We start from the raw sequence: 22,656 nt of genomic DNA on the forward strand, positions 1-22,656 counted from the left end.
TGGCGCATTGCCGAATGCCGCATTGATAATGAACTCAACTGAGGTCGTCATGACTCACCGCATTACCGACTCCTTAATCGTCTCGCTCCTATCCCTAGCGCTCGCTTTCCTTGCGCAGTCAGCCCATGCTCAGCAACCCGGGCTACCTGCTGGTCCGGGGTTGGCACTTCCAGCCGCTGATGCAGCAGACATGAATGTATTGGAGCGTGGCCCGATTCACGAAGCGTTTGCTGAACCGTTTGCTTTGGATGTGAACGACGCGGCTTCGCCAGTGATCGATCTCGAGCCCCCTGCGCCCATCGAAGAGCTTCCGCCGGAAGTGCGTCCCGAAGGAAACAACGTACAGTGGCTCGGCGGTTACTGGATGTTCTCTGAGGAACAGAACGACTTTATCTGGATCAGCGGCGTGTGGCGCGAGATTCCACCCGGGCGACAATGGATGCCCGGACATTGGTCGACCGTCAAACAGGCAAACGGCATTGGTTTCCAATGGGTAAGCGGTTTCTGGGCCGCCGAAGGCGTGCAAGAGGTGCAGTTCTTGCCGCAGCCTCCGCAAACGCTTGAACTGGGTCCCAATTTGGCTGCCCCCAGTGATCAACATTTCTGGATTCCCGGCTGTTGGACATTTCATCAAACGCGTTACGCGTGGCGTCCCGGTTATTGGTATCAGGGACATGCCAACTGGATTTGGACGCCCGATCACTACGTGGCCACGCCACGCGGTTATGTGTATGTCGCCGGCTATTGGGACTACCCGCTGGCCAATCGCGGCTTGCTGTTCGCACCCGTCTATTGGCCCGGACGCCACAACTTCCACAACGTCAGCTATCGGCCGCATCACGTGGTGAATTCCTCGCTGCTGCTTACCAGCCTGTTCGTGAACACGCCCTACCGCCATTACTACTTCGGCTACCACAACAACTACGCTCGCTTCGGGCTGAACCCGTGGTACGACGTACGCCATCGTAGCCGCGGCGCTCACAAAGGCCACGGACGACATCACTACGATCCGCTCTTCGCGTATCACAAATGGCACGACGGTCATCGCGACTCGCACTGGTTGGACCGCTATCGAGGCGATCACTCCGCACGTGACCACAACAACCGCGGCCGTGATGGTAGAAGCGATCGCGGAAATGATCGTGGCAACAACCGTGATCGTGGCACTCCCGATGAGATTGTGCTTAACAACTCACGAGGCAAACCGGGCAACAAACAGTTGAAGCCAGAGACTGCCAAGCTCACGAATTTGGTCACGCCGCTGGGGCAGTTCTCGCAGCATGCCAGCACGGGCAAGAACTCGCCAAACCAACGCCTCCAGCGTGTGAACAAACAACAAGAACAGGAAGCTCTGCGCGGCTCTAGCCGCATGCGTGAATTAGCTCGCCTCCGCGCAAAGCAAGAAGTCGTCTCACAAGCGACGCCCAACAAGGGCAGCCTTCGCAACGGTGGCCAAACTCATGCTGCAACACGGCGCAACACACTTACGTTGCCTAAGCATGTGCAGACCGGTAAACCTATCACCACCAATCCGCTAACTTCCACCACTCGTCCCTTAGGGCAAGGCCGACCGGATGTGCAACAGAAGCAAGTCACGTCGCAAGACACACAATTGCGCCGACAGCTCGATCTGCAACAGCGTGAACAGAGCGGACAACTCCGCAAGCAACAAGAGCCGATTCGCGAGCAGCAACAAACTTCGCGCAATCGCGTGCAAGAACAACAACAGGCGATCAATCGATTCTTGCAAGGTCAGCAGAATCGCGTTCGCGACCAGCGGGGAACTCCGCGCGACCAGCAGGTGAAGCCTCGCGCTCAACAATCGTTGCCGCGCGTGCAAACTCCTAGTACGCAGCCCAACACGTTGCGTCCGCAAGTCTCCCCCCTCGGCACACGCACCTACAATCTGAATCAAACCCCGAACGTACAAGACAACCAGCGGACACAGGGCAATCGGAGGCAAATTCAGAATCGCCAGCAGCAACCGACGAAGGCACAACCCTCAACCAACTTGCCTCGCGTGCTGCGTACCCCAAGCAACAGTCCCTCAACGACTCGTTCCACAACAAATCGCCCCACGATCAAGCGTTCAACCACAAACCGCTCGACCTACCGCTCGATATCTCCGGGCCGCAGTTCAGCTCCCCGGCAGCAATCGAACGTACAACGTCGTAGCCAGCCTCAGCAACAGATGCGCAGGTCCAGCGGCAGTTCGTCCAGTAGCTCGCAAAAGTCTCAGGGCAATCGCAAGAGTTTCAGTAAACGCAGCAAGTAGACGCTCGGCGAGGCAATTCCATCGCGCCAGGAACACCGCGGCGATAGGTTCCATGCCATCGCGACACGAATTTCGAGAACGCTTGATCTGATTCACGACGTTCAAACGACATTGCTGGTGGAACGCTTTTGAACATCTGCTTCATGCTCAATCTGCCCTCGAACTTGTAACCAGCCCGCGACGTACCAACACACCAGCGCCCATGCGGCCCCCACCGCCCAACCGGCCAGGACATCTGTCGGCCAGTGAACGCCCAGGTACACGCGGCTTACTCCTACACCAATCGTAAGGAGAGCAGCCAAGCTGACCACGAGAATTTGCAACCGCCGTCTGGCGAGTTGTCGAGCAAGCAGCATGCCAAGCGTCAGGTAAACGGCTGCCGCCATCATGGAGTGGCCACTGGGGAAGCTTGATGTGAAAGCATGCGAACCGTGCGAGACCAAGTCGGGGCGATCTCTGGCAAACGCAGCTTTCAATCCGAGACTCATCGCGATCGCACCCGCTGTAGCAATCGTTACATAAATGGCTGCCCTTGGCATGGGCATAAGGAACAGGAACAGCACGGTCGAAGCGGTGAGCAGCCCGAGCACCGCGATGCCACCCAACGCGGTCAAGTCGCGTCCGATCTCTTCCACAATCTCCGGGCCAAGCGGATCGCTCGAATCGGCCGGGTTTCGCATCGACAGCAAAATCCTTTCATCGATCGACGCGGTTGAACCTTCGCCCACCTCGTCCGCCAGCTCGATGAAGCCCCAAGTCAACGCTGCCGCCAGCAGAAGCGCCAGCAGCGGCGCCCACTCTAAGTGCGAAAAGCTGCGAGCGTATCGCTCCAACTCCTGAACAGGTTTCGGTAGAGAGGGCATCTGAAATGGTCGTTCGGATAGTGATCTCGAAAGTGGCTTTTTGGTCTGTACAGCGCTGACACGCCCTATTTCGCCGCGGTGCTTGCACCGCGATATCATTAATTCGCTAAACCAATCGGAAAACGCTCTCTGGATGACCGGAGAAAATGAGAACCGTTGCCGAGACCATCACTGCCCGTCATATTAAACAGCAGTAGCGATTACCGATAGTAACGCAAAAGTGCACTTCTCGACAGCCACAACAATCCTTTCATCGACAAGCAATGATACAAATCGACGAACAACTCACGCCAAAACTCCTTCAACCTGCCTGCAAGTCGCTATGGCAATTGGCCGAACAGAAGCTCCCGCGCATCGCCGCTGCCTTCCCCCCCGGAGAGCCGACTCCCGTCATCACGCGCGCTGGCAAGTACACCGCGCAGGGTTGGACGGAATGGACGCAAGGCTTTCAGTACGGCGGATGCATTCTCACGTTCGAGGCCACTGGCAATGAAGAACTGCTCGGCATGGCGTATCGTGGCGTGTGGGAAGCCATGCCCGCGCACGTGACGCACTTCGGCGTTCACGATCACGGCTTCAACAACGTAAGCACCTACGGCAACCTGCGACGCTTGATGCTCGAAGGAAAGATCCCCCGCGATCAAGCCCAGCTGCACGCTTACGAAATCGCGTTGAAAGCCTCCGCTGCCGTGCAGGCGATGCGCTGGAGTCCCACGCACCAGCACAATCAAGCTGGTGGCGGCTTTATCTATTCCTTCAATGGCCCGCATTCGTTGTTTTCAGACACCATTCGCTCGTTGCGCGTGCTATCCCTTGGTCACCAACTGGGCCATCGTGTGTTGAGCGAGAACGACGAGGCGGTCGATTTACTTGGCCGATTGATCGCGCACGCACGCGCCACCGCCGAGTGGAATGTGTACTATGGAGGCGATTCTGAAAATCAAAAACGCGACGCCTACGACCTACGCGGGCGAGTCGTCCACGAGAGCATCATCAACCCCAACGACGGGCGCTATCGCTGCCCCAGCACACAGCAGGGCTACTCCCCGTTCACTACCTGGACGCGCGGTCTCGCGTGGGTAATGCTCGGCTTTGCAGAGCAGTTGGAATTCCTCGATACGCTCACCGATGAGGTGCTCACGCAGCACGGCGGACGAGAAACGATCGTCGACATGATGCGTACTGCGGCTGAGGCGACTTGCGACTTCTACATCGAGCAAACCCCCACCGATGGTATTCCCTATTGGGATACCGGCGCCCCTGGCTTAGTGAAGCTGGGCGACTACAGAGACCGCCCCGCAGAGCCCGTGAACGAGCACGAACCGGTCGACAGCTCAGCAGCGGCGATTGCTTGCCAAGGGCTGATGCGCTTGGGGCGCTGGCTCAGTGGGCAAGGGGAAACCGCCAGCGGGGCGCGATACTACCAAGCGGGGCTAAGCGTGTTGCGCACGCTATTGGGTGAGCCCTACCTAGCGACTGATGAAGCGCACGATGGTTTGCTGCTGCACTCGATCTATCATCGGCCTCGCGATTGGGACTACATCCCTGAGGGCTCGGCAATCCCTTATGGAGAATCCAGCATGTGGGGCGACTACCATTTGTTGGAAGCAGCTCTGTATGTCGAGCGCTTGGCAGAAGGTGAGCAGTACTACACTTTCTTCAATGGCAAAGCATGAGAGTGAGCCACGGATGACACGGAACTCACGGGCGGTTCGAACAGGAGGTAACAGAGGGAACGGAGACAGAACGGACTCTAAATCTTCAAATCCACCTGCAGCCAGCCATCTTCAAGTAGTCCATTGAGCTTGAACCTTACTCACAAGCTGTTCTCTCTAGTTCCTCCTGTTCAAGAATCATCAGTGTCATCCGTGGCTAATTTGCTGCGCCCATCAAGCAACACGTCGTGCTAACTTCTGCAATCTCGCCTCTCGCTCGCGGTATTCTCTCGCGCGACACAAGAGACACGGCGCGTAAACGTAGCCCCCGCACTTGCAGCAGCGCGAGGGGCGCGTGGCGAAGAGCTGCAGTTGGCGCTCGGGCTCGCGCCCATGCAGACCGCGACGATTGTTGGCGATCGCGTTCACCGAACCTCGACTGACTTTCAGCAAGCTGGCGATCTGCCGTTGGGAGTGCTTGTCTTCATCGAGTAGGCGCTTCACTTCAAGAACGATCTCACGCGACAACATCAGCCGAGCCCTTCGGTGCAGGTTTGAGTATTCAGAAAAGGAGAGTGTCGCTTTGATCACTACGCGGCGGCACGAAACTCGTCCGGGTCGTCCTCTTCGCTAGGCTCCTGGTGCCAGAAATCGCCCGGCTCGGGCAGCGGCTCAAGCTCCTGTTCACTACTCAGGAACACATCGAAATCGTCATGCTGGGCTCGGTTCATCGCAGAAGCTCCTGTTTGCTAGTTTTTGGCTGTAAAGGCGAGATATTAAGCAGGTAACCAGTGATGGCACCTGCCCTCTCACAGACATAAAACTAGCAAAAAGCGCGGCCAAATAATATACAAATGTTCAGTATTTATTCAGGTATTCCTGCGAGGCTGTTCTCGGGCGATTTTGGCGTTCGCGCAGCCCAGAAAGAGCGACTCGGGGTACCGATTCCATCAGAGAGACCACGGCCAAGAGGGACTTCGATAAGGACTTACGTAGAAAACCGAGCCCACCATTTTCGCCCCTGTTTTCGGGAGCAGTTTGTAGCCCAGGTGGGTCACTCAGGGTTTAGATAAATTGGTGCCCAAACTGACAGCGGTTTGGACAACCTTTGTCACTTAGCGGGTGATTTCTAATGTCTCCAATCTGCCTCGGCGTTTCTCGCCGAACGCACATAGCCATATATCCCTAAGGTGCACAGGAATGGTACGCCGACGCGAGTTTGTTGTCTCGCGAGTTCAAGCGGTGGGAAACTTGCAAGAATTACCAGTACCCCTTATTCCCTGGTGGCTTCTTTCTGTGTCGTACGCGAGCAATCGACTATTCCTGGCTCAAGAATTGCTATTCGCCAATGATTTGTGCAAGGCTGCCATCCTGCGGCTATACTGGATCGACCGACTCGCTATGCCGCCCCATGATGGGGGGACGTGTCTCGTCGAATTTGTGGAATTTGGTTCGCAGTACTTAAACGATTGTCTTTGCTAGAATTGCTAAGCCCTCTATGGCTTGTGTAGACTCGTGTGTCGCAGGGTAACTGAGAAGCCGTAAGTCAGCTAACATATACTCACCTAAATTTCTCGCCAGCCTCAAACCGAAATTGGCAGACGCATGATGAACTATAAACAGAGTTTAGTCAGTGTCCCCGTTTTATACTTCTTATTGACCGCCTCATTGGGTTCGCCCGCCCAAGCTCAGCTCATCACCACGCGGCAGGTGAGCACGGGCGACATCTCGCCGACGCTGTATGCCCAGGTCAACAACGGCGGCCCGTTCGAGCCGCCGGCCGGGGTCGTGTTCCGCAACGTTCAGTTGTTCACGCCGGCGGTCGACGGCACCACGCTGGCCTTCATCAGTTCAAGCTTCGAGGCGAACTTCTTCAATCCGGTTGCGTACTTCGAAGCGGGCCTGTTTCTGATCGACGGCCTGACCCCGCAGTTGCACAGCGATGGCACCACGAACCTGAACGTCAAGCCCATCGTGCACGGCGTCACCGACCCTGGCGTGGGTGCGTTCGCCAACGGACCGAGCTCGGGCGGCGCCGCTGTCGGTTTTGATTTCGCGCCCAACTCGATCTCTCTGTCCAATGGCAGCGTGTCGGTTTTCACCCTTCAGAACGGGCCAGGAAACCGTTATGGACTCTACGAAGGAACGACCACCACGGTCACCACGGCGCCGGTGCCGTCGGTGGAGGTGATCGCTGATCAGAACCACACGGTTCTGGCCGGCGCCGAGGTCGCGGTGGCAGGCACAAGTGCCAACGGTCACCACGACAGCTTTTCATTCGCGCGCGATGGCGATCGCACGGTCGCTGCCGTCCTACTGACCAACGACCGCTGGGTGCTGACGTCCTACGAGAACGGCGTCCGTGAGAACCTGTTGATTTCCGGCGGCGGGGCCGAGGCGATCGACCTTCCCGACGGCCCGTTTTTAAATACCAAGTACGTCGATGCCGATGGCGGACAGATCGCCCTGATCTCGAGCGATAAGGTTTACAAGTTTGACACGGCCAACAACGCATCGCTGCTGGTGGACGCCGGCGGGCCGTTGAACTACCTCACGCTCGACGGCGACGACGTGGTGGTCGGCCGCGGCGGACCCACCTCAGGGGGGTTCAACCCCGTGGTCACGACCCGTGGCCGAGGCGGTTCAATCAGACCTGACCTGCACTTCCTCGGCGCCGCGGTGGGGAGCATCGCGCAGGTCCAGGACAGCGCGTTGGTTGATCTGGTCGACTCAAGCACACCGATCCCCGGCACGGCCGAGACGTTCGCCGCCTTCGGGCCGTATTCGTACAGCGAGGGCAACCTCGCCTTCGTGGGAAGCGGTCCGTCCGCCAGCGGCATCGGCGGGTTGTTTGTGCAGTACCTCGGCGAGGTGTTTGAGGTGCTCTCGATCGGTGACACGTTTGACGGCAAAATGGTCACCGGGGTCGACATCAACCGCCGCGGCCTGGACGGCGACCTGCTGGCATTCGTGGTGAGCTTCGAGAGCATCGATCTTCCCAACAACGACATCATGTACGACCAGAGCATCTACACACTTTCGCTGTCGGAGAACTTCGCGGCCGCCGGTGACTTCGACATCGACGGCGATGTCGATGGCGCCGACTTTCTTGAATGGCAACGCATCGACGGAACGCCAACCGGACTGTCTGAATGGCAAACCAATTACGGTACTCCACCCGGCCCACTGTCCCTATTAACGGCCGTGCCAGAGCCGTCAGGTACTATGTTGTTAGGACTTTCAGCCTTCGGGATTCTTTGTCGAAGTAAACGACAGCCCCTTGAGCAATAGCCTTGTCTTTCTCCCATGGCAGTCTCCGACGCTAGTTAGCGGGAACGTCCATTCCGTCCTTTGGGATAGCGAGTTCGGTAGCCTTCCAGTCAGCAATGATTCTTAAGAGGTCAGAAACTTTTCGAGGCATGGGCTTTTGTTGCTCAAGCAGCCTCCATTCGCCGAACCGACGCCAAAATGCGACATTAATTGACCCAGCCACAAGCATTCGCGTGCCCGTGTGGTCAATATCGACAGAAGGAAGCGACCATGGACCCGAGTAGAATTTGTGTTCGACGGTGCCCGTGGCGTTGTCAATAACAATGATTTCAGGGTCGCGGATATATTTACCAGAGTTGCCGAATGTTGGCAGTAGGACTGTACGGCTACCGTCTGGTGAAAAGTGACCAGAGTAACCTAACTCGTATTCCCCAAACGATTTTAATTCTTCGCCAGACTCCGCATCGTAGAGAGCATAATTCGACTTGAGGAAGCGAGCTGCAATGTCCGAAGGATCGTCACTCGCTTTGATATAACGAGCATAAAGAAACTTCTTCCCGTCAGGGCTGAGCGCCATCATACGACCATCCACACCCGTTAGTTCACCTGATGGCATCTCGAACCGGTCTACTTCCTTTTGTTCGAAGTTGAAAACGCGAACAACGTTGTAAGGACGGGAAGGCCCTCCCTCAAAGACACGCTCCGTCGCACCAGAGACATAGTACCAGCCACTATTGCTGGGACATCTACCAATCTCATTGCCCGTGCTGGCATCAAGAATCACACGTGTATTTGACGTTTCAAAGTTGTAGATTAGGTTACCGGAAGCGTCACGTCGAACTTCATTGGAAATATGTGCGTTGAGTCGTGTCGAGTGACTTTTAAAAATACCTATCGAGGGTAGCTGAACAGTTTCAATTAGTTCTCCGCTTTCGACGTCAAAGCGGCGAGCACGCCAACTGTCGTAAATCAATAGGCTAGAACCATCTGGCGAGAACTGGGCGATTCCTCCATGCTTAAATTCTCGAATTACTTCGCCCGTATCGGTGTCCCATAAGACACTGAAATCGAAAAAGCTGAGCAAAGCATGGCCGCTCTTGGGCGAGAATTTCACATGTCGTAGATGGCTCTTATGTCTTCGGTGAGTCCGCACCATTTGACCAGTTTTGAGGTCAAATAGCATTGCTTCACCCACTTTCAAATCGAAACTGAAGAGCGGAAGTAGAGTCGCAAGCTTCCTTAGCTTGCCTTCGACATCCGGTTGACCCGCAACTAACGCACTCGGCTTTTTACGATGCGCGGCGCTTGAGCCTCGACTGTTGTTTTCGATACTTCCTTGCGTCGTAGTAGCCGAGCCGTCCTCAGCCATTGAGTGATGATAGGAGACCACCCAAACGGTTAAGAGAGCTACGGTAAATCGTTGTGTCGAGGTCGACATAAAGTAAGGATTACCGCGATTACTTCTCGACCTGCACTGCACTACTGCCTAACCATACAGATTTCAACACCTGATAAGTGGGGACTGCCGCCAGAAACAGTGCGAGCCACGTGACAACGGAATGGGCCGCAGGCTTGACGCTCGCCGGTACAAGTAGTGTCGTGATACTAAGCGACATTACTATCAAGAGATGGAACGCAAAAAACACAAACGGAGCAACTAGGAAAACCGAGAGTAGCCGAGTCGTATACATGACCAACCTTGCTCCGAATTGAGTTGATATAAAAATGCTTCGTCGATGGGTATTATACTATTATTTGCGATTGAACCGAAGTGAAGACAGTGGAGCCCTAAAATAGCTGCTTTTGCCAAATTGCTGACTTAGATGCCGGCTCCCGAGAGTGGCCGGCTTCATCGTTTGACGCAGTTTAACCAGCCGCGGCGTTTCACGCTGACGCTCCAGGTTACCAGCCCGGTCGAAAAACTAGAGAATAGTTTTACTGACGTACCAGAAACCTTGAATCGCTACATAGCTAAAGCAACCGTAGCTGATGAGAAAGGACACAAGGCAGAATTGCCTTAGTCGATAGCTGTTTTCCTCGAAGTGGGCGTGAACGTACCAAAACGCTTCGCCCTTTTTTTCAGGCAGCACTGTGAGCTCCCGTATATCAAGCACATTACTTTCGCTGCGTCGATTTGCGTCCATATGTTCAAACGACCAATCTGCAAAATCGGGCGGTGCCTTAGGCCAATCGTCCGGGTGGACGAAATCTCGTACGTATGAATAGGAGAGCATGAGCATGTTAACTTCGTGGTCCCTGATTCGCTCACTAAACGTCTTGTCCGGATCGCTTGCTCCCCCGTCATATTCCGCCCAAATCAAATCTGGGATGTAGCGAAACCCTCGACCTGAGCGTTCAAAACCTTCGAATGAATCAAAGTCTCTGATGAGTGTCGGGCAAAAAAACCAATAGGCCATTCCAGCGATTGAGAATGTCACAGCACCAAAATAGAAAAGAGTCCAACTGAATGGAAGCATCAAAGGGATTACCAGGTTTGCCTGCGGTATCACCATGCGTCAGAGAGGATCCTCACGGGACCGGTTCAAGAATCGATTCCTCTGGTATTTAAAAAACCACTGCAAACGTGGAACGTAGAAGGTACGCACTAACAAACTTTTTTAGTCAGGACTTGAAATCCCCATGGCAGTCTCCGATGCAGGTTGGCAATACTAACAGCTCTGTGAGAAAGCCGGTGTAATGTCGAAGAACTTGAGGAACGGTGGATGGCCAAGAACGTAAGACCAAGTCTTGACAACCCACCACCAAACTCTGCTTCCAACGAGTACCAACCTAGTCTCCTCAGTTGGGACCCCAAAGTTAAGCATGCGGCTATTAGCACCCCAGTTGTGAACATAAGCTAGCGTTCTCTGGCCGACTTTACCTAGTGCATCAATGCGGATGCTCGATTTACTCTTGAGTATTTCCCGGTAGAACTCTCGGCTTGGCGAACAACTTTCAAGCTCCTCGGGTCTGAAAATCCAAACCGTTCTCTTATGTCCGGTGACTCGCTCACGAGTTAACCATAGCAAGTCGGAACTCCACCCTTGCGACACAAGGAACGACTTAAAATTCTCTAAGGCATCTTCAAAAGGTACACGAGCATCACCGCCACAGACGCTAACCTTAAGTCCCATCGTCTCCAAACAGTCTACTAAGGGCTGCACTTCAGAATTCGTAAAATCTCGTTCCGCAGACAATGAAAAGAAAGACTCCTTTAGTCTGCCTGATAACGAAAGACTGTCGCTGAGAGGTATAATGAAACAGGGCTGAGGGCCCAGACGCCGTGCAGCGTCGCGGGTCGACTCGATTGGGGCAGCATCCAGCGGCATACCCACCTTAGATGCAAGCTCCTCTTCCAGAGCGATTCGGTTTTCAAAGTATTCCCCAGTTGCTTTCGTGCCGGGGAATGATTTTGAAAGCTCTTTAATGACTAGCTCAAGTGTCAGCACATCGTCTGATTGACAATAGATATACCCCATCGAAGTCATCCTAGGTTTATTGTTGCGTCCCGGCAATTCATTGTACTTATTCCCGAAGTGTGCTTTTAGCCCTCCACACGCGAAGCTGCGTCAGATTCATCGTCGAATGGCACGTAGATTTACCTAACTCCTTTCACCATTTCGCTTTTGATCACGTGACGTGGTTTTCTTAGAAACGCAAAGTGCTTGGGCCTTCGTTTCAATAGGCGTGGCTCGAATCGGTCGGGTCGATCGGCAACACGATGGCTGGCGACGCAATCCAGCAACTGTTGATAAAGGATCATTCGGTGCGCACCCCCTCGACACGCTTGGTAATCAATCAGCCGTTGAAACTCTTCAAGGAATTGCAGAGCTCCTTTGAAGCTAACCGTGTTGGGGGTAAGCATTCTGATTCTCAGGCGTATCGGGCATCGTTACCGTAGAGCCATCGAACAAATACACGCGACGGTTTTTCCAAAGCCAGTCCGATTGAGCACTCTTATCAAGGGCTTGTCCTGTCTCTTGTGCGACATCGGAGAAAAACTCCTCCGGCAAACGTTTTCTCGCTTGGCAGTACGCGCCAGTTTCTGGCGAGCATTCACTTTGGCCTTGGGATAGGCGATGCGTAAGTAAGCGCGCGACGGCTGTCCGACAGGAATGATCGGCACTCAAAACTTGGCTCAAAAAAACCCACAGCGTTACTAGTGGTGGGTAGATGCTATCGTTCCAAACGACCTTGGACGCTGTCAGTGCTTGCGAAACAATCTGCTCGGAAAGAACACCGGTGAAAGGCAAGTCGCCGTCTTGAAGAAACTGGCGTCGCAGAAAACTGACCTGTTGTCGAAAACGATCTGGGTTAAAATTGCCCATCAGAAGGCCTCCTTGCTAGCGATGGTTGTGTTAGACAACACCATCTGTGCAAGTGAGGCCTTTTTTGCCTAGGTCAGTTCGGCGTAAACACTTACAGAAATCTACGTGCCATTCGACGATGAATCCGACGCGTTTTCGGGACTTCAGTTTCTGACCAATGTGGGTCACTCATGTGCTAGATAGCCAAGTGCCCTTCGAACCGGAACTAGACGAGCCCGCGGGCGTTATCGGCACGGCACCTAGCGACCAATTGAACAGTCTGGGAGTGATTCCTGGATGATTCGATAGCCCTCAGCGGTAACTTTGGTTTCTTCTATATTAATAAGCTCTAGTGTATCCATGCCTTGCAAGTGCTGAGCGATACTATCGTCCACTAGAGTGTGTTTTACATTGAGCCATTTCAAGGTATCACGGGAGCTTTTGAGGACCTGAATAACCCCCTCAGCTGTTACGGAAGTATAAGATAGATGAATGGTCTGTAGTTTGCTGAGCTTCTTCAAGTGTAATAACCCTGAATCCGTTACAGGTGTGTCTGCAAGACCTAATGTGTTGAGGCTAGAGCATCGGCCTATGGATGCCATCCCGTCGTCGCCGATTTCCGTACTTGAGAGCCTTAGTTCTTCAAGATTCGTTAGTTTCCATAACTGCCCTATTCCTTTGTTAGATATATTCGTCTCCCTGAGATTGATATACCGAACCTTATGCAACAGCGAAGAAAGCTGGATAACTTCCTCATCGCTAATCTCAGAACCAGCCAGATTCAATCCAACTATAGTTCTGAAATAATCAGCTCCAATGAGTGAATGAAGCCAAACCGGTCCCCATGGGCCAACATCAACAATTCTGCCCTTCTTGACCTTACGGAAAAACTCATAATCGTAGATGGGAGAAACACCAGCCTTTTCAAGGATAGCTAGAGCCGCTTGCTGCTTAGCGACTCGATTTGCTTCAATTCCAAAGTAAACCGCAACTACGGTGAAGACGATTAAGAGTGATTTGAGGCTATATCGAATTGTTCGACGACGCATAGAACTCCTTAGCTCGTTCAAGGATAGTCTTCCACACTATGTGACAAAACGGCTGGAACAGCAGAGTGTACTGTTACCCAGCAAATCCCCTGGTAGATTATACCTTTCCTGCGTTCTATCGCCAAAATTGTGGTTTTCAAAAAGCAGTTTTCAAGGCAGCGGAGGCACCCATCAATCGCTGATGCCGCACTTCCGTAAGTGACAAAGGAGGCGTCGTCCTGGGGCTGGAATGGCAGACGGCTACGACGCGTCGGAGTGAAACGCGAATGGCACTTACTTTTCTTTAACTCCTTTGAGCATATCGAGTTTGGCCTCGTTCCTTGGTTTGTCGAGGAAGTCGTAGAGCTTGAATCGCCGTTTTCTTTTTCGGGGTTCGAATCGATCGGGTCGATCAGCAACTCGATGGCTGGCAATGCACTTCAGTAGCTGGTCGTAGAGTTCCTGGCGCAATTCTGCATTGCGTCCAACCATGAATTCAATGACCGGTTGAAACGCCTCCAGAGTCTGCATGGCTCCTTTGAAGCTGATTGTTCTCGGCTGAATGTCGTGCTCACTTGCCGCTTGAGCCATGACTGTCCGGATGAGATTGTAGGCCAGCACATGCGTCCAGATCTCTTTACGAACAAGTTCCGGAGTTTTGCAACGCAAGTCGTGCATTTGCATCGTCGATTTGATAGACCTCAGATCGAGTTCATTATTCCATCTCTGGCGATAAATGAATGCCAGATCCTCTTTGGTGGTTTGCTCGGGGTCAAGTAAAGTTGTGACGACGATAATGCTCTTCGTCCTAAAGCCTCGTGTTAGAACGTGAATGCGCGTCTCTCGCACGGTGATGAAGTCAGGAAGCGACTGATAGGTCGCCCGATCCACCGCTCGAATGGAAGAAGGCTTTTTCCAGCGAACGATATGATCGTCTTTGCCCAGTCGTTCTCCTTTGCGAAAGTCGGCTTTACGGTTGGCTTTGTTGAGCCGGCTAACGAGATCGAGACCACGTTGTTGGAGCATCGCGATGTTGGCCCAATTGGCCATCAGCCGATCACCTAGCAGAATGTCTCCGGGCGACAGGATATCCCAGAGCTTGCGGAGTAAACTGACTTCGCCCTGTCCCTTGCCGGCGTAACAGCATACCCCCAGACCAACAATCGATCCACAAGAAAGAGAAAGGATTGCTCCAACCCGGGCGATCGGAGATCCTAACCCTGGCCGCTGCGTCGGAATTTGCGGATAGGCCTGTTGGTTCGCTGGCGTATCAGCCATGGTGACCGTCGTCCCATCGAACATATAAACGCGGCGTCCCTTCCAAAGCCACTTCGGATCCACCTGAGAATCTAATACGCGGCCAACCTGGCAAGCCACCGCTGAGAAGAACCTTTCAGGCAAACGCCTTCGGGCTCGGCAGTAGCTGCCGGTAAGAGCCGAGCATTCGCTCTCTCCGTGAGCAAGTCGATGAGCGATGAGTCGAGCAACGGCCCCTCGGCACGAATGGTCTTGGCTGAGCACTTGGCTCAGGAAGACCCACAGCGTTACCAGGGGCGGGTAGACGCGGTCTTTCCAGGTCACTTCCGCGTCTGTCAGTGCCTGTGAAATGTGCTCCATCGACAAAATATTCGTGAAAGGTAAACCGCCTTCTTGCAGAAACTGTCGCTGCAGAAATCGGACTTGTCGACGAATGCGTACTGGATTAGAAAGACACATCGTAAGGCCTCCTTGCTGGTGATGGGTTCTTTGACAAAACCATCTGAGCAAGCGAGGCTTTTTTTGACGACGTCAGTTCAGCAAGGACTAAAGAAAGCACTGCTGCGATAGCGATGCTTAGGAGTTGGGGTGAAAGGACTTAAAGAAAAGTAAGTGCCATTCGAGTGAAACTCCGACGCTGATTAGCTACCTCAGAAACTCCAGTTAGCTGCCGGCGGTGTCGATGACCTCTGTCTCGAACGGCATCCCCAAGATCGGTCAAATTCATCACCCAAGGTCCCAATCTGGCCACTCGCTAAACGACACATGGGGCATCGTCCTGGGGTACTTGGCGACTAGCTCAATGATCGTGAAGCGAGAGTTACGACGACACCCCCCTTCGGTGGAAGGCACTGTCATCTGAGCAAGAATTCTCATCGGAGGAGGCTTTCGTCTATTTCGCCCCGAGCCGACAAGCAGCTACTGACCCAGCTGCTTGCGCGTCGCGTCGAGAAGCTCGTATAAATCCGGCCAAAGGTGCAGAATCCGCGACCGCAATCACAGCCAATAGGGGCTTCGACAAGGACGACCGGCGGAAAACGTACTCCCAGTATCAGGCAATTGTATTGCCCCTGTTTTTGGGAGGAGTTCCTAGCTCCGTTGGGTCACTCTCTGGCTAGCTAATCAATCGCCGTTTCGAGCCTGAGGTCGATACGAGCTCATGATTTTCCGATGGTTGACACCGCGTCCCAACGGTTTGCATTGCGGTCGCCACCATGGATTGTTGGCGGTCACGGCTATTGGCGTAATAGAAAATCAGGCTCGCTGCATTCCGCAAGTCGCGTGCTAATGCAACCTGTGTTTCATGTCGGAAATGACGGACTCACATACTCGAAGTCGGCCTTTCCCAATGACCCAACTCACCAGTGCGCTAAGCATCAGCAGTTGGCAAGTAGGCTCGGGAACTGCGATCGCAGAAACGGCCTCGGGCATACGGACCCCGAAATTGTACTGCCATATCTTATGGTCAACTCCGTTCACGACTAAGTTACTGTCACCGTCTGCCGCAAGGCTCGCTCCGGTGAGACCGAAATCTCTTTGCCACTGAAGAAAGTCGAGGCCGTCGACGTCACTGTCACCATCGTAGTCGCCGTTCGGAAGTTGCAGCGTGGCAGTAACGGGGTAATGGTCTGACGGGTAGCGACCGCTGAAGTTTGTGCGAATGATCTGGGCATTCGTTGCGGTGAAATCATAGCTATGCAGGATATGGTCAATTCGAGAGCCGATCGATGCTCCGACGAAACCATGCTGCGTTTTTTCATAAGGCGTTTGCACCGGCTCAACCTCACGATAGCTGTCTAGTAGTTGAAAACTACTTGGGTCGTTTTCGCCGACAAGATCGAGAAACGCAGTATTGTTTTCTAGAACATTTAGATCGCCCATCACAATAAGAGGACGATCACCAGCGAGTAAATCGATCTGTTGTCGAATGAGATTGGCGGAGTGAACCCTCGCCGGTTGGCTAACATGGTCCCAATGAGTATTGAGCACGAAGTACTCCTGATTGCCAGCCTGGTTGTCCTCTAGCATTGCCCATGATGCGATCCGAAAAGTGGCGGCACCTGGAAAGACGCTAGGTATCGAGGGCGCGTTGCTCAGCCAAAAAGTGCCCTCGTTGGTGCGTGTGAACCGATCGTTGCGGTAAAAAATCCCGGTGTGCTCACCAGAATGAAACCCGTTGTTGCGACCGATTCCATACGATCCGTAGCTAGGCAGTGCGGTTCGCAGGTCGTTCATTTGGTTTTCAAAGGCCTCTTGCACACCCAAAATGTCGGGCCCGTAGTCGTTGATCACCGTGGTAGCCAAGTCGCGCCGGTGATTGCCGGTCGTCGAAATCCAGGCGTTGTTACCACTGGTTGGCGAACCGTAGTCGAAATCGGCCTTAATATTAAAGGACATCGTCTTAATGGCCGGTGTCTGAGCGAAAAGCGTCCCAGGCAGCACTGCCACCCAGAGCCACACCCATCGGAACACCCTGAGACAGGCCGAACGGGAAAGCTCCGATCGATGCCAGTTTCTCTGCCTGCTGACTGCTGTACGAATGTGGGGACGCATGGGAATCCTTGTCGCTGACACTTCGAACTGAACTTGAGCCTGGAGCCAATCCCGGCGAGCAATGATCCCTATTCTAGCCACTCACGGCTCGCGTGTGGGCGATGGGTTAGCGCAAATCACGCTGGTGGCTTCGAGAAAACTCAAAGCACTTGCAGCGATTCACCCTAGTGCGGCAGGAAAATCTGCACACCGGATAAGACGGATTTCAATTGCGTGGGATATTGAACAAACTCAGGCTCGAAGCGCAGCTCTAAAATCGGCTAATTTGATCCATTTGAAGCTCAGGTCTGGCCACTCGCTAAACGACTCATGTGGCATCGACATGGGTCGCGAAAGGAGTGCTGCTGAGCAGCCCATGTGGGTCACTCAGGGGTTAGATAAATTGGTGCCCAAACTGATAGCGGTTTGGATAACCTCAGCGAGTTCGGGGGGATATTCCTGCGGTCGGTCAGGAACGACCAGGATGACCGAACCGAAAGACTCGGTGTGATTTACAAGTGATTAGCCGGAATTATAGGAAGCTGTGACGGCTTCGGTCCATCCGTTTGTTATGCACCAATTCAGTGGCGGTCCAGTTTCAGAAAATGCATTCGTTCGAATCGATCATTCCGGCTCGTCTTAGGCCGCGTTCTGATGGCTGCTCATGGCATCGTCGACTTTGGCGTTCAGCCGGTTGATAAGATATATGACTGGAAGGGCAAGCAGCACTAACACCCCGGTCACCGGCCAGATCAGGTCATCCCGTCCTTTCGCCAGGTGCGGCAGCGCAAGCCAAATAATGCCAATGTAAATTGGCGCAAAGACAATTGCGACTGCTTGGGCTACGGCGATTTTTACCAATTGAGCCAAGATTAACTTACAAATACTCGCCACGGACTCAAGGATCTTCATGGTTCGGATCGTCCCGAAACGAACGTCCGCGATAACCGAGTCGCGGGAGTTGATTTTCCATTGCAAAGCCGCCCGATTCCGCGACTTCGGTTCATCGCATTGTTCTGCCACGTTGTATTGCAAAAAAACTACGCGTCAGGTTCGACGATTGGAGTTCCGGCGAGCAATGTGTCCGCGAATTCCGCAAATGATGACGCCAATTGCCGAAAGTCCTCCCATTGAAGGGAGGTTGCCGGTATGTCGCCAACACCACCCGACGAACCGTCGCGAACATCTATCGCGTAGAGTTCTCCACCTCCATCCGATCCAATGCCCAATAGACCCGGCGCAAATTCGTCGAATCCGTATTCACGACTGTATTGCAGAACGTCCCTTATCGGCCACAGCCACACGAGTCCCGATCCAACTGATTCAATATCCATTTTGACAGCACCGTGTCGTATGTGGAATGCGATAAACTCAGGCGGAGTATTCGCCGGGCATGCAATTCGGAAGCGCTCAATGTCATCGGATGTAGGAATGTCGCGCATCGAAAATCTTGATTGGCAGAACGTAAAAGGCTCAGTTGCCGGCCGCCCGCGGAAAGCAGGCTGCAAACCGACAACAACATCATATCGCGGGCGCAGCCGGTCAACTGCAGCCGGTGGTTAGGCGGCACCTTCCGGCAAACGACGCTTCAAGACTTTTTCCCAATGATGGATGCGGCAGAAAACCGAATGTCGAATCCTCCAATCCTGACAGTCATCGAGACGACACTTCTCCTCGCCGCGACTTTTGCCAAGCAACTCCCAAAGCTCAAGGTCGTCACGTTGCTTTAGGTCCGCCTCGTCAGGAACCGCAAGCCAATCGTCACGATCTTTGGCCCACTCTAAAAATCGCTTAAGGATTTCTTCAAGACGATTCGGATCACCCATCCCGTGCCACTGCATTCGGTCACGTTTGCACTGAATCCATGAGGCATCGTCGTCGCCATCACCGATCGAATAATCGGCGTAAGGCGCGGCTTCGAGAATGGTGTCACGTAGGTCGATCTTGACCCACCAACCGGGATTGTCGAGGGTTTCAATGACAACGCCGTAGGAATGTTCCCAGTCGCCATCGCATTGGGCAGAGTACCAGTCGTTTATGTCGGCAAACACGGACATTAGTCTTGCCGCCTAACGGTTGAGATCACCGAGCCGGGACAGTTGATCTTCCATTTCAAAAACACGCGCAAGCCCGGCTTCGCGTGCATCGTTTTGTTATCTGGCTATTCTCACGTATCGTCAAACTTGGTTTTCAATTTTTCGAAGGAAATTGTTAATTGGTCTGCTGAAATCCAATTTTGGTCGTTTCATTTCGGTCTTCGTCAATTCCCGGGGCCTAAGTTCATACGCACTAGCAACACGTTCCATTTTTAGCACCTTAGTGCCGATTTCAGTCCCAATCCGATAAATATGTTGGCATTGGATTTCTGATGTATTCATTCCCAAGAAGATGGTGGTCACGACGCCTGGCGCAGAAATTGGCTTGTTGCCTTCTTGAGTTACGATTCGATATTCCTTTTCGTAACTCCAATCCTCGTGTTTCATGAACAAAGCCTTCATGCCTCGAATTACGAAACCGTTCTCGTATTTTTCCTGCGTTGGCGGACCAGTGTTATATTTCTTCAACTCACTGTTGAATTCATCTAAGCTCTGAGGAAGCTGCTTAAGTTGGTCGTTTAACCCTGCTGTTGACAGATATTCGATTGGGCTCGCGTTGCGAATGATGGGTAGCTCGTCGTATTCTTCGTCGTAGGGATTGATATTGGATTTGAGCGGCAGTTCGCTTAACTGGTCGTCCGTGTAGTCGGTGTATTCAATGCACACACCTTTGTGTGAGTCAGCATAATGCGACCACATCATAATGTTCGCGCTTATTGCAGACAATGAAAGGACGCCCCACTGATTGTTACTTCCCATAAGGCTCTGCGACAGTCCACAGTCGAAGGGGTCATTTAACGATGATGGTTTCGGATACCACGCATATCCCTCGATCAAGGCACTCGACGTGTTGTTGTTGATTCGAGTGTATTTGTATAGTTGCTTCATCGGCTTCCATTGTTTGGCAGCGTGTCGCGATTAAACCTGAAGTGCCACATAACGTAAAAGGCTCAGTTGCCGGCCGCCCGCGGGAGGGGGCGTACCACCGACAACTTCATTCTACTCGCGGGCGTCGCCGGTCAACTGCAGCCGGTGGTTAGGGCACTACCAGAAACGCCACCACGGTTTCTTCTGTTCGGCTTCGGCAACTGTCACTTGATTGATCTTGGTGCCGGGCGGCAGGTCTTTCACTTGCTGGTGAATCTGGCCCGAGACCGAAAAGTGGACCGCGATGTCCGTCACTTCAATGTTGTCTGGATCAAGTTGACCGCCGAGGACCGGTGGTTGCTTGAAACTCAAGCATTCATTCTGGCCGGGGTCCATGCCGAGCAGGGCCTGCCCTTGCACGATGTCCGGCATGAACCACGCTTCGATGTGTTGCTCCTCGGTAATCGCCGCTTGGAATTCGTCCAGCGATGCGGACACTTGATCGGCGGACCCTTCAACAACGTTAAGCCACAGAATGGCACCGTCACTTAAACGACGCACGAACGCATCGCCTGCCTTCGTAATAACGACCAACTCGACATCGTCTGGGAGAAGCCATCTCCAATCGTCGAGCAGTTGCTCGATTGGGTATGTCGTCTTCGTGGCGAGTTGCATGCCCGAAAGTGCCCTAACTTGTTATTAGACACAAAAATGTAGATAACACCTGCTTATCTACAAAAAGTGTGGATAAGCAGACTCCGTAATTGTATCAAAATCGTCCACTTCTGGCATGCTGCCGGGATGATGGCAAAGTGTAGAGAGGTAAATGCCTACCCTACCTCAGCTTCATCGTCCGAACGCAGTTCCTAAGGCACTGTCATCTGAGCAAGAATTCTCATCTGATGAGGCTTTCGTCTATTTCGCCCCGAGCCGACAAGCGGCTACTGACCCAGCTGCTTGCGCGTCGCGTCGAGAAGTTCAAACAGCCGGCTGTCGCTGCGTCGTAGCGAGTCGCTCATCTCGGTAGTGAGTCGGCCCAATTCAGTTCGCGCGCGTACGTCGTTGCCTAGGCGGGCTTCGGTAATGACTAAAGCGGCAATCGTGAAAGCGTTGGTCGCGTCAGGCGCGTCGCCCTGTTGCGTATTCCGATCGAGCTCTCGCAGCTTGGCGAGCGCCTTCTTGTTCTCCTCAGAGAGCAGCAAGTAGTAACGCACGAGACCCTGCTCGGCCAATTGCTTCTCGTAGGCATCGGCCTCAGGGAAGTACTTCTCGACGGCCTGCCAGGCAGCTTCGCTCGGGGCCAGATTGGCTTGGTAAATCTGCTCCCAAGCCGTCTCGCGTTTCACAACCTCGGGACGTTCGTTTCCGCGCAGGTAGTTCTTCGGTCGCGTCACCAGACTCAGCAAGCCACCCGCAAGCAGCGCACAACCTACTAAGACAAAGCGTCGTATTCTGCTGCTCTTGCTCGGCTGAAGCGAAGTGAGCGTTTGCATCGCCTGGCTTAGCTTGCGAGTGGTCGAGGAACTTGAACTCGCCATTCCATTCGCTGAGTTCCCTTTTCCTGAGCTATTGGCACCTGAAATCCACTCCGCCAGTGGCCAGCTTTCGGGACCGTCCCCCCAGCCTTCCTCTTTCGCTTGAGAGGCCAACTCCCGCAGTTCCGTGAGCAACTCTGCGGGCGAGTCGTAGCGATCCGCAGGCTGCTTGGCCATGAGCCGCTTGATGACTCGCACCATTCCCGCAGGCACATCTTCGCGCACTTCACGCAAGGGCTTCGGCTGTACGTTCAAATGTTGCACCGCGATGGCGAGCGCCGTCTCGCCCGTGTGCGGCGGCTCACCAGCGAGCAAGTGGTAGGCGGTTACGCCGAGTGAATACAAGTCGCTACGAAAATCGACATCGCGACTTTCGATTTGCTCCGGGCTCATATAGAGCGGCGTTCCCATAGCAACGCCCACCTGGGTGAGCGCCGGACTGCTGAGTGCCTGGGCATCGACATTCAAGACCCTTGCGAGACCAAAGTCGGCAACTTTCACCTCGCCACTGGAGCTGAGCAATAGGTTCTCTGGCTTAATATCGCGGTGGACGATGCCCTGCTCAGACGCCTTGTGCAGTGCCGCGGCCACTTGTCGTAGTACATCTAGCACCAGTCGCGGCGGCAATGAGCCTTGCTTACGGAGCACTTCGCTGAGGTTCTTCCCGGGCACGTATTCTTGGGCAATGAAGTGAATGCCCTCAGCACGCCCCACTTCGTAGATCTGCACGATATTCGCATGGACCAGCGAAGCGGCCGCCCGCGCTTCGTTAGTAAAACGCTGCACGTAGCTGGCATCGCTGGCGAGTGCAGGCTGCAAGACTTTCAGTGCCACTTGCCGACTGAGCGATTCCTGATTCGCCAAATAAACCTCAGCCATCCCCCCAGCACCCAGCTGACGTAGCACGCAATAGTCGCCAAGCGTTTTGCCGGTAAGGTCAGTCATATTATTTGGCGATGGGACGCTGAGAA

21 protein-coding genes are annotated in these 22,656 nt (G+C 53.7%); 3 read left to right on the plus strand and 18 right to left on the minus strand.

The annotated features are described in order from the left end of the window. Positions 1-49 precede the first annotated feature (49 nt). Positions 50-2,275 carry a hypothetical protein gene (locus HG15A2_RS24335; protein ID WP_218932167.1) on the plus strand — a complete coding sequence of 742 codons (2,226 nt, stop codon included), beginning with the start codon at positions 50-52 and terminating at the stop codon, positions 2,273-2,275. Between the two features lie 101 nt (positions 2,276-2,376). On the opposite strand, the gene HG15A2_RS21790 is transcribed toward HG15A2_RS24335, so the two are convergent. Next, positions 2,377-3,138 (minus strand): phosphatase PAP2 family protein, encoded by a 762-nt coding sequence (locus tag HG15A2_RS21790; RefSeq protein ID WP_145063289.1) that lies wholly within the window; start codon positions 3,136-3,138, stop codon positions 2,377-2,379. Positions 3,139-3,401: 263 nt separating this feature from the next. Between HG15A2_RS21790 and HG15A2_RS21795 the strand changes: the two genes are divergently transcribed. Continuing rightward, positions 3,402-4,814 carry a glycoside hydrolase family 88 protein gene (locus tag HG15A2_RS21795; protein WP_145063291.1) on the plus strand — a complete coding sequence of 471 codons (1,413 nt, stop codon included), beginning with the start codon at positions 3,402-3,404 and terminating at the stop codon, positions 4,812-4,814. 213 nt (positions 4,815-5,027) lie between these two features. Here the strand turns inward: HG15A2_RS21795 and HG15A2_RS21800 are convergent, their stop codons facing one another. Further along, positions 5,028-5,324 carry a hypothetical protein gene (locus tag HG15A2_RS21800; RefSeq protein WP_145063293.1) on the minus strand — a complete coding sequence of 99 codons (297 nt, stop codon included), beginning with the start codon at positions 5,322-5,324 and terminating at the stop codon, positions 5,028-5,030. Positions 5,325-5,383: 59 nt separating this feature from the next. Then, the gene (locus tag HG15A2_RS24340) at positions 5,384-5,524 is read right to left on the minus strand and encodes a hypothetical protein (protein ID WP_218932168.1); all 141 of its coding nucleotides are present in this window, start codon (positions 5,522-5,524) and stop codon (positions 5,384-5,386) included. A gap of 874 nt (positions 5,525-6,398) precedes the next feature. On the opposite strand from HG15A2_RS24340, the gene HG15A2_RS21805 reads away from it, so the two are divergent. Further along, entirely contained in the window at positions 6,399-8,084 is a 1,686-nt protein-coding gene (locus tag HG15A2_RS21805) for a PEP-CTERM sorting domain-containing protein (protein ID WP_145063295.1), read from the plus strand. Positions 8,085-8,115: 31 nt separating this feature from the next. Here the strand turns inward: HG15A2_RS21805 and HG15A2_RS21810 are convergent, their stop codons facing one another. From HG15A2_RS21810 to HG15A2_RS21870, 15 genes are all read right to left on the minus strand, one after another. Beyond that, entirely contained in the window at positions 8,116-9,501 is a 1,386-nt protein-coding gene (locus HG15A2_RS21810) for a WD40 repeat domain-containing protein (RefSeq protein ID WP_145063297.1), read from the minus strand. A 19-nt stretch (positions 9,502-9,520) separates the two neighbouring features. Further along, entirely contained in the window at positions 9,521-9,679 is a 159-nt protein-coding gene (locus HG15A2_RS24345) for a hypothetical protein (protein WP_218932169.1), read from the minus strand. A gap of 306 nt (positions 9,680-9,985) precedes the next feature. Further along, positions 9,986-10,501 (minus strand): hypothetical protein, encoded by a 516-nt coding sequence (locus HG15A2_RS21815; RefSeq protein ID WP_145063298.1) that lies wholly within the window; start codon positions 10,499-10,501, stop codon positions 9,986-9,988. A 1,160-nt stretch (positions 10,502-11,661) separates the two neighbouring features. Then, on the minus strand, positions 11,662-11,928 hold the full coding sequence (locus HG15A2_RS21820; protein WP_145063300.1) for a hypothetical protein: 267 nt from the start codon (positions 11,926-11,928) through the stop codon (positions 11,662-11,664). Further along, on the minus strand, positions 11,906-12,391 hold the full coding sequence (locus tag HG15A2_RS21825; RefSeq protein WP_145063301.1) for a hypothetical protein: 486 nt from the start codon (positions 12,389-12,391) through the stop codon (positions 11,906-11,908). Before HG15A2_RS21825 ends, HG15A2_RS21820 begins: the two co-directional genes overlap by 23 nt. A gap of 239 nt (positions 12,392-12,630) precedes the next feature. Then, on the minus strand, positions 12,631-13,419 hold the full coding sequence (locus HG15A2_RS21830) for a leucine-rich repeat domain-containing protein (RefSeq protein ID WP_145063303.1): 789 nt from the start codon (positions 13,417-13,419) through the stop codon (positions 12,631-12,633). A 273-nt stretch (positions 13,420-13,692) separates the two neighbouring features. Next, a complete protein-coding gene (locus HG15A2_RS21835) occupies positions 13,693-15,114 on the minus strand; it encodes an IS4 family transposase (RefSeq protein ID WP_145063305.1) in 1,422 nt (473 codons plus the stop codon). Between the two features lie 267 nt (positions 15,115-15,381). Then, positions 15,382-15,531, minus strand: a complete 150-nt coding sequence (locus tag HG15A2_RS24350) for a hypothetical protein (protein ID WP_218932170.1) — start codon at positions 15,529-15,531, stop codon at positions 15,382-15,384. A 408-nt stretch (positions 15,532-15,939) separates the two neighbouring features. Beyond that, on the minus strand, positions 15,940-17,052 hold the full coding sequence (locus HG15A2_RS21840; RefSeq protein WP_218932171.1) for an endonuclease/exonuclease/phosphatase family protein: 1,113 nt from the start codon (positions 17,050-17,052) through the stop codon (positions 15,940-15,942). Positions 17,053-17,826: 774 nt separating this feature from the next. Continuing rightward, positions 17,827-18,099 carry a hypothetical protein gene (locus HG15A2_RS21845; protein ID WP_145063309.1) on the minus strand — a complete coding sequence of 91 codons (273 nt, stop codon included), beginning with the start codon at positions 18,097-18,099 and terminating at the stop codon, positions 17,827-17,829. Between the two features lie 128 nt (positions 18,100-18,227). Further along, the gene (locus HG15A2_RS21850; RefSeq protein ID WP_145063311.1) at positions 18,228-18,629 is read right to left on the minus strand and encodes an SMI1/KNR4 family protein; all 402 of its coding nucleotides are present in this window, start codon (positions 18,627-18,629) and stop codon (positions 18,228-18,230) included. Between the two features lie 117 nt (positions 18,630-18,746). Continuing rightward, positions 18,747-19,244: an immunity 53 family protein gene (locus tag HG15A2_RS21855; protein WP_145063313.1), complete on the minus strand. Its 498-nt coding sequence runs from the start codon at positions 19,242-19,244 to the stop codon at positions 18,747-18,749. Positions 19,245-19,364: 120 nt separating this feature from the next. Beyond that, complete coding sequence (locus tag HG15A2_RS21860) at positions 19,365-20,171, minus strand: DUF2971 domain-containing protein (RefSeq protein WP_145063315.1); 807 nt, start codon at positions 20,169-20,171, stop codon at positions 19,365-19,367. A gap of 156 nt (positions 20,172-20,327) precedes the next feature. Further along, positions 20,328-20,825, minus strand: a complete 498-nt coding sequence (locus HG15A2_RS21865) for a T6SS immunity protein Tdi1 domain-containing protein (RefSeq protein ID WP_145063317.1) — start codon at positions 20,823-20,825, stop codon at positions 20,328-20,330. A 266-nt stretch (positions 20,826-21,091) separates the two neighbouring features. Further along, the gene (locus HG15A2_RS21870; protein WP_145063319.1) at positions 21,092-22,630 is read right to left on the minus strand and encodes a serine/threonine-protein kinase; all 1,539 of its coding nucleotides are present in this window, start codon (positions 22,628-22,630) and stop codon (positions 21,092-21,094) included. Between the last annotated feature and the right edge of the window lie 26 nt (positions 22,631-22,656).

The organism is Adhaeretor mobilis (assembly GCF_007741515.1).
GTDB lineage: Bacteria > Planctomycetota > Planctomycetia > Pirellulales > Lacipirellulaceae > Adhaeretor > Adhaeretor mobilis.